Origin of the sequence: Streptomyces sp. NPDC051105 (genome assembly GCF_040682795.1) — a bacterium.
Taxonomy (GTDB): domain Bacteria; phylum Actinomycetota; class Actinomycetes; order Streptomycetales; family Streptomycetaceae; genus Streptomyces.
Map to the genome: position 1 here is coordinate 1 of NZ_JBFBBR010000084.1, position 1,123 is coordinate 1,123.

2 protein-coding genes are annotated in these 1,123 nt (G+C 31.6%); both read left to right on the forward strand.

Features of this window, described 5'->3' with window-relative positions; genetic code table 11:
* Nucleotides 1-453, forward strand: a 453-nt coding sequence (locus AB0N16_RS41880) for a restriction endonuclease subunit S (RefSeq protein WP_365806047.1), incomplete at its 5' end; no start/stop codon positions are given.
* A 185-nt stretch (nt 454-638) separates the two neighbouring features.
* Nucleotides 639-1,123: hypothetical protein (locus tag AB0N16_RS41885; RefSeq protein ID WP_365806048.1), on the forward strand; the 485-nt coding region annotated here is incomplete at its 3' end.

The following is a 1,123-nucleotide window of genomic DNA, read 5'->3' on the forward strand; positions in this document are numbered from 1 at the left end:
CAAACTGGAGATGTAGCCAAAGCACCTCTTTTTTTGACAGAATACAGTCAAACATATAGTGAGTTTGGAATTCAACAGAGTAAATTATGGGATATTGGAACATTATTAATTACTATAGCAGCTAATATAGCTGATACTACTATTCTAGGGATTAAAGCAGCTTTTCCAGATAGTGTTATTGGCTTTGAATCAACTTCTTGTGATGTCGTTTTCATTAAAAATTATATTGATATTCAAAGTGATCTATTAAAAAGAAAAGCTGAAACAAGTTCTCAAGCAAATTTGAATTTAGCAAAACTAAAAGAAATGAATTTAAATATTCCAAAATTAAAAGAGCAACAAAAAATCGGTTCATTCTTCAAACAACTCGACGACACTATCGCTCTTCATCAACGTAAGTTAGATTTGTTGAAAGAACAGAAAAAAGGCTTTTTACAAAAGATGTTTGTTTAGGGTCTATAATTATAAATTAGAAAATACATTAGAAGCTGGAGACGAGATTGTCTAGATAATGTGCGAGATAAAATTTTTAGCAGGTTATCATACATAAGACAAAATGTTTTTAAAACTGATAACGTATTTATTCCACAACAATTACGCATTTATTTTTGAGAAAAATATAAAGCAGGAGGATTACAATGCTGAAAACTTATTCTTTAACAAAAAATACATTATTAGTTTCGTCAGAATCAAATATCAAAAATTCGTCTGTTGTTTATGTTTATGGTGACGAACGAGAATATATCGAATCTTTTGAACATAGATCTGACTTTAACATAGACAATATACTAACGTTTGATGATCGAGTTGCATATGACACGATGATAGATCAGAACGATGAAAAAAGTTTGCTCGTAAGTTATTTGTTTCCCGAGATACATGAAGGTGGGCATCTAGATAATCTGACGACATCTGTTGTTTTCTTGGTATTTAAAAATAAGTTGATAATTTTTACAAAACAAAAATTAAAATTCATTCCCGAACTCTTATCCAATATGGTTTTACATGATGTCGATAATTTCATGCAGGAAGTACTTTTAAAGATCATGCAAAAAGATTTCCATGTGATGCTTGACGACCTTTGCCGCCCGCATGGAGCTGGTGCCGGGGACGCGATTCGCCG